Origin of the sequence: Caballeronia arvi (assembly GCF_001544695.2) — a bacterium.
Lineage (GTDB): Bacteria > Pseudomonadota > Gammaproteobacteria > Burkholderiales > Burkholderiaceae > Caballeronia > Caballeronia arvi.
The window spans coordinates 21,447-27,571 of record NZ_FCOM02000076.1 but is presented as its reverse complement, the minus strand read 5'-3'; the positions used below and the strand labels follow the sequence as shown (position 1 = coordinate 27,571).

At 59.0% G+C, this 6,125-nt stretch carries 6 protein-coding genes and 1 pseudogene; 3 read left to right on the top strand and 4 right to left on the bottom strand.

The genetic code is table 11. The features are described 5' to 3' along the window. Positions 1 to 78: 78 nt before the first annotated feature. From AWB74_RS39065 to AWB74_RS39055, 3 genes and pseudogenes are all read right to left on the bottom strand, one after another. Positions 79 to 396 (bottom strand): annotated as a pseudogene (locus AWB74_RS39065) (dioxygenase); the annotation flags it as partial. A 78-nt stretch (positions 397 to 474) separates the two neighbouring features. Next, a complete protein-coding gene (gene catC / locus AWB74_RS39060) occupies positions 475 to 765 on the bottom strand; it encodes a muconolactone Delta-isomerase (RefSeq protein ID WP_061151928.1) in 291 nt (96 codons plus the stop codon). A gap of 26 nt (positions 766 to 791) precedes the next feature. Further along, complete coding sequence (locus tag AWB74_RS39055; protein WP_061151927.1) at positions 792 to 1,928, bottom strand: muconate/chloromuconate family cycloisomerase; 1,137 nt, start codon at positions 1,926 to 1,928, stop codon at positions 792 to 794. Between the two features lie 336 nt (positions 1,929 to 2,264). Here AWB74_RS39055 and antA point away from each other — a divergent pair, with 336 nt between their 5' ends. The 3 genes from antA to antC are packed head-to-tail and all read left to right on the top strand — an operon-like array spanning position 2,265 to position 5,235. After that, positions 2,265 to 3,674: an anthranilate 1,2-dioxygenase large subunit gene (gene antA / locus AWB74_RS39050; protein ID WP_407642531.1), complete on the top strand. Its 1,410-nt coding sequence runs from the start codon at positions 2,265 to 2,267 to the stop codon at positions 3,672 to 3,674. Between the two features lie 3 nt (positions 3,675 to 3,677). Beyond that, a complete protein-coding gene (gene antB, locus AWB74_RS39045; RefSeq protein ID WP_061151926.1) occupies positions 3,678 to 4,175 on the top strand; it encodes an anthranilate 1,2-dioxygenase small subunit in 498 nt (165 codons plus the stop codon). Positions 4,176 to 4,191: 16 nt separating this feature from the next. Beyond that, entirely contained in the window at positions 4,192 to 5,235 is a 1,044-nt protein-coding gene (antC, locus tag AWB74_RS39040; RefSeq protein WP_061151925.1) for an anthranilate 1,2-dioxygenase electron transfer component AntC, read from the top strand. Positions 5,236 to 5,731: 496 nt separating this feature from the next. On the opposite strand, the gene AWB74_RS39035 is transcribed toward antC, so the two are convergent. Next, a complete protein-coding gene (locus tag AWB74_RS39035; protein ID WP_061151924.1) occupies positions 5,732 to 6,121 on the bottom strand; it encodes a BON domain-containing protein in 390 nt (129 codons plus the stop codon). Between the last annotated feature and the right edge of the window lie 4 nt (positions 6,122 to 6,125).

The window sequence follows — 6,125 nt, the reverse complement described above, 5'->3', positions numbered from 1 at the left end:
GGGCTAAACGCCCTCCGCGTCAACGCGCGCCCGCACGAGAAAACCGACCACTGTCAGATTTAGTCTAGTCCACTACACTTCAATGGTTCGGGGCGTACCGCCGTCGATGCCGATCGCCTTGTCCGCGGCGTCCATGCGAATGTCGAGATACTTCTCGAGACCGAGACCAGCGGCCAGCAGCGCCGCTTCTCCGTCCTGGCCAAGCTTGTTCAGATAGGTGACGCCGGCCCAGACTTCATCAGGCGTGATGTCAAGATCGTCGATAGCCTTGAATAAATCGCCGAGCAGGCGCTGGAGAATCTGCTTGAAACGTCCGTTGCCGTCCTTGCTGTCGAGATTCACGGCGGCCTTCAGCAGGGCCTGCACTTCTTGGGTATCGAATACTTTGACGCTCATGATTACTGTCTCCACATGGTTCTCGGGGAAAATACGATTCGGGACGCGCTCGCCCTCGAAAGAACAGTTCTCTCGAGCTCAAACGTCGTCGTCACGAATCGACGACGGATGACGACACAACGGCGTCACCGAAATCTTCATATACGGGAAGAGCGGCAAACCCGTCAGGATGTCGTTCAGTTCGGCATTGCTTTCAACATCGAAGATGCTGTAATTGGCGTACTCGCCTGCGAGGCGCCAGATATGGCGCCACTTGCGGCTGCGCTGCAGCGACTGTGAATACGCCTTCTCGCGAGCCTTGATCTCACCGGCGACATCCGCGGGCATGTCGGCCGGCAGATTCACATCCATTTTTACGTGGAAAAGCATCGTCAATATCCTTTGTTGCTCCGGAATTATCGGGTGATTCTTACGAGCCCATCGCGGGTGAAGCGCTTGACCCTGACTTCGTCCAGTTCGATGCCCAGACCCGGGCCATTCGGCACAGTCAGTTCGAAATTGCTGTAGTCCAACGAATGCGTCAAGATCTCTTCGACGATCAATAGTGGCCCGAATAATTCCGTACCCCACTGCAGGTTCGCGAAGCTGGCGAATAGATGCGCCGATGCTATCGTGCTGAACGCCCCTTCGAGCATCGTGCCGCCATAGAGCTCGATACCCGCTGCATCGGCAATCGCGGCCACGCGCTGCGCAGCAAACAACCCGCCACTTTGTTCGATTTTGATCGCGAACACGTCCGCGCCATGGTTCTTTGCGATCTCGAACGCGCTTTGCGGACCCTGAAGGATTTCGTCGGCCATTAATGCAACCGGGAAGCGGCCCCTCAGGCGCGCCAGCGCCGCTGGTGAAGCCACCGGCTGTTCGATCAGTTCGCAGCCGGCGTCGGCCAAAGCTGGAATGGCGCGCGTTGCCTGCATCTCACTCCAGGCCATGTTGACATCCACGCGCACGGCCGCGCGGTCTCCGACCGCCCGCTTGATTTCGGCGACATGCCGAATGTCAGCCTCAAGCTCTTTCGCACCGATCTTCAGCTTGAAGACGTTGTGCCGTCGCGCTTCGAGCATCTTCTCGGCCTCGGCGATGTCTTTGGCCGTGTCGCCCGAAGCCAGCGTCCACGCGACGGGCAGACGTTCACGACGTCGACCGCCAAGCAAGTCGCTCACCGGCACGCCGAGGCGCTTGCCTTGCGCATCTAACAACGCTGTTTCGAGCGCGCTCTTCGCGAAGTGATTGCCTTTAACCAGCTTGCCGACGTACGTCATCAGCGATTGAATGCCGGTGGGGTCCCGCCCGATCATGGCCGGAGCGCAGTAGTTGTCGATCGCGAGCTTCATCGACTCGGGGCTTTCCGGACCGTAGGCCATGCCGGCGATCGTCGCGCCTTCACCGATACCGACAACGCCATCGCTGCAGTACACCTTCACCAGCAACAATGTTTGTCCGTGCATCGTACCGACCGACAGCTTGTGCGGGCGGATTGTTGGCAGGTCGAGCAAGCAGGTTTCGATGCGTTCGATAGTCGTTGAGCTCATGGCAGAAACTGATGAAGTTCGTGGACCCGGCAGCCATCCACCGGTGCCTACGCGATCGACTTCGATGCGCAGTTCACCGGCGGGCGTTCAGGGGCGTCCACAGGATTAAATACTTGAGCCCGCGCGTGCGCTATCCGTCTACTCGTCACTCCCTATCCGTTATTTGTTGGTCTGGCCCGCCGAACGCTCGTGGGCGGGTCGGGGTTGGCCGTCGCATTGCCCCGCGCGGCGCACCGCCGAAAAAAATGGATAGAAAACGGCGACCAGGTGGATAGCGCAGCCGCTGCATCGGGTATTCAATCCACCTCATCGGAGACTTGGTCGCGAGACCGTTTAATGGCAGGAGGAGAACCCATCGTGAGCGCGGAAAAAACTACGTCGCAGTGGCAAGATTTCATCGGCGGATGCCTTGACTTCCGTGCGACAGAGGGCGTCTATCGCATCGCTCGAGAGATCTTCACGGAGCCGCAACTGTTCGACCTCGAGATGGAGTTCATCTTCGAGAAAAACTGGATCTACGCCTGCCACGAGAGCGAGATTCCCAAACCGAACGACTTCATGACGATGCGTGCAGGGCGGCAGCCCATGATCATTTCGCGCGACGGCAACGGTCAGCTCAATGCAATGATCAACGCGTGCCAGCACCGTGGCGCGACGCTCACGCGAGTGGATAAAGGCAATCAGTCGACTTTCACGTGCCCGTTCCATGCGTGGTGCTACAAGAGCGATGGGCGGCTCGTCAAGGTCAAGGCGCCCGGCGAGTATTGCGAGGACTTCGACAAGTCCACACGCGGCCTCAAAAAAGCACGCATTGCGAGTTACAAGGGCTTTGTGTTCATCAGCCTCGACGTTGACGCGACCAACACGCTCGAGGACTATCTTGGCGACGCGCGCATTTTCTTCGACATGATGGTGGCGCAATCGCCGACGGGCGAGCTCGAAGTGCTGCCGGGCAAGTCCACCTACACATACGAAGGCAACTGGAAGCTGCAGAACGAGAACGGCCTCGACGGTTATCACGTGAGCACGGTGCACTACAACTACGTCGCCACCGTGAAGCGCCGCCAGGAGGCGAATGCACAGGCCGGTGGAGCGACGAACCGCACGCTTGATTACAGCAAGCTCGGTGCGGGCGACGCCGAGACCGACGACGGCTGGTTCGCGTTCCGGAATGGCCACAGCGTCCTGTTCAGCGACATGCCGAATCCCAGCGTGCGTCCCGGCTACGCGAGTGTCATGCCGCGCCTCGTCGAAGAGCACGGCCAGCAGAAGGCCGAGTGGATGATGCATCGTCTGCGCAATCTGAACATCTATCCCAGTCTCTTTTTCATGGACCAGATCAGCTCGCAGTTGCGCATCGTGCGTCCGGTAGCCTGGAACAAGACTGAAGTCACTAGCCAATGCATCGGCGTCAAGGGGGAATCGGATCAGGACCGTGAAAGCCGCATTCGGCAGTTCGAAGACTTCTTCAACGTTTCGGGCATGGGTACGCCGGACGATCTGGTGGAGTTCCGCGAGCAGCAGCGCGGCTTCCAGGCGCGCCTCGAGCGCTGGAGCGACATCTCGCGCGGTCATCACAAGTGGGTGACGGGTGAAACGGCGAACACGCGCCTGCTCGGCATCGCGCCTGCGCTGTGCGGTACGGAGTTTACCCACGAGGGTCTTTACGTCAACCAGCACGGCGCGTGGCAGACGTTCCTCAAGAATGGTCTTGCACAGCAATTGAACAGAAAGAAGGAGGCTTGAACCGTGTCAGTCACGCACACCCTGCAACAATCGGTCGAGCAGTTTCTCTATCGCAAGGCCGAGCTTTGTGACGCGCAGAATTGGGAAGAGTACCTCGACCTCTTCGATGAGAATAGCGAATTTCACGTGCCTCAGTGGGACTCCGAGCACGTGTATACGACTGACCCGAAACGCGGCATGTCACTTATCTACTACGCGAACCGCACTGGTCTCGATGATCGCGTGTTCCGCCTGCGCACGGGCAAGTCGGCGGCATCGACGCCGCTGCCGCGCACGCTGCATCAGATCACCAACGTACGCATCGCGGAGCGCGAACGCGGCGAACTGGAGGTGAAGGCCAACTGGGCCACTTTCTATGCGCGGCGCGGTATTGGCGAACACTTCTTTGGTCACGTCACGTATCAATTACGCCCCGCTGGCGCCTCCTGGAAGATCGCACGCAAACATGTGCTGCTGCTGAACGACACGATCAATGCAGTGCTTGATTTCTACCATCTGTGAGCGGGAGTACCACGACATGAGCCACAAGGTCGCCTTCAGCTTTGCCGACGGCAAGACTGTGTTCTTTGATGTCCGCACGAGCGAGCTTTTGCTCGACGCCGCACTGCGCAATGGCGTGAACATTCCACTCGATTGCCGCGAGGGCGTCTGTGGAACCTGCCGGGGTCGCTGTGAATCGGGCAGTTACACGCAGGACTATGTCGACGAAGAAACACTGTCCGCCGACGATCTCGCCGCACGCAAGATCTTGTCCTGCCAAACGCGCGTGCAATCCGATGCATCGTTTTATTTCGACTTCGATTCGAGCCTGTGCAGTGCTGGTAGCACGACGCCGATCACGGGGAAGGTCACGGCCGTGAAGCAGATTTCCGAAACGACGGCGATCCTGCATCTGGACGCCAGCGCCCATCCGCGAAGACTTGATTTCCTGCCGGGGCAGTATGCTCGCCTGCGCGTGCCTGACGCGGATGCCTGGCGTTCATATTCGTTTGCCAACCGGCCTAATGACAGCAATCAATTGCAGTTCTTGATTCGTCTTCTGCCGGACGGTGCAATGAGCACGTATATGCGTGAGCGTTGCCGGCCGGGTCAGACGATCGAGTTTGAGGCGCCGCTCGGCACGTTCTATCTGCGCGAGGTGGAGCGGGCAGTCGTGATGGTGGCGGGCGGCACGGGCTTGTCTGCGTTATTAGGCATGCTCGATGATCTCGCGCACAAGGGCGACTGTGGCAAGCCAGTGCGTCTCTATTACGGCGTGACGAACGCACGCGACCTTTGCGAACTCGACCGGCTGAAGTCCTACGAGGAGCGCATCGCCGACTTTGCCTGCGAAATTGTCGTGATGAATCCCGCCCAGGAGTGGCACGGCAAAATAGGACTGGTCCCCGAGCATTTCGACCGCGCGTTCCTCGAAGCGAACCCGTTCGATATGTACGTGTGCGGACCGCCTCCTATGGTTGAAGCGATCAAGACGTGGCTCGCGAGCGAGCGCGTCCACCACCATCACCGACTCTGCTACGAGAAATTCGGAGCCAGCAACAACATGCAATCGGCAGCGTGACACTGCGGCGCGGCGTACGCCTCAGGTGTTTCAGGTATTTTGTCTGCGCGCGGCGTAGCTTACGATTGGCTCTTACTCAGTCTTTCACTGCCGCGCCATGTCAACATCTGCCGTCACCGATGCGTGGCATTAATGCAATGCGTCTCGACCTTAAAGGCGCGAGCGCCTGGATGGCTTCGATTTGCGGGCCGCATTCGAACGGCGACTTCGCAATCGGTAAGCGGCCATTGCGTTCTGACTCTGAGCCTAAGCCGATGCCTGGTCATTCCGCTGGTTCTGACGAGTGCGCATCCCGCCACTGACGTGTAAGTCCAAAAGAAAATTGCAAAACAATTGTCCAGCCGTTTTCACATTTTCATTCGGGCATGACAAGATACTGATGCCGCGAAAAACGAAGGGGTCGCGAGGGCTCAAGATCGGAAAGCCGACCCGGAGCGTTGACGTCGGCAGGATTTCCGACTTCCGAGCCCGTTGCACTCGCGTCGGCGACGGCCGCTTACATCCCGCCAAACGGTTTCCGCACGGTCAGCTTGTTGGTCACAGACGTAACCCCTGAAACACCCCTGGCGATGTCCGCAACCTTGTCGATCTGGGAAGCGTCCGTGACTGAGCCATTCAGTGTCACCGCGCCGTCTTTTGCGATGACACTGATATCTCCGGCGCTGATCTCCTTCTGCTTCCCGATCGCGGCATAAACCTTCCTGCGCAGGGCACGATTCGCTTTCCTTCCCGTGGCGGGTGCCACTGTGCCCGAGGCCGTCATCGCCGATGCGCCCGGCGCACTGGCAGGTGCACCGGGCGTTTCGCTGGTCTGCGACCATGCGTTCATGGAAGTCGCAACGATCAATGTGGCGACTGCCAGCTCGAGTATTCTTATGTGCTTCATGGGT